Origin of the sequence: Lysinibacillus sp. OL1 (assembly GCF_004332175.1) — a bacterium.
GTDB classification, from domain to species: Bacteria; Bacillota; Bacilli; order Bacillales_A; family Planococcaceae; genus Lysinibacillus; species Lysinibacillus capsici.
The window spans coordinates 1-243 of sequence record NZ_SJDS01000148.1; the positions used below are offsets into that span (position 1 = coordinate 1).

Here is a 243-nt window from a genome sequence, read left to right on the forward strand (position 1 = left end):
GTCCCGTGGTGTAGCGGTTAACATGCCTGCCTGTCACGCAGGAGATCGCCGGTTCGATCCCGGTCGGGACCGCCATTATTATTGCCGGTGTAGCTCAGTTGGTAGAGCAACTGACTTGTAATCAGTAGGTCGTGGGTTCGACTCCTATCGCCGGCACCATTCCCTTGGAGGGGTAGCGAAGTGGCTAAACGCGGCGGACTGTAAATCCGCTCCTTAGGGTTCGGCGGTTCGAATCCGTCCCCC

1 tRNA gene is annotated in these 243 nt (G+C 58.4%); it reads left to right on the forward strand.

The annotated features are described in order from the left end of the window. The first annotated feature begins 83 nt into the window (after positions 1 to 83). Positions 84 to 159, forward strand: a tRNA-Thr gene (locus tag EW028_RS24870). Positions 160 to 243 lie beyond the last annotated feature (84 nt).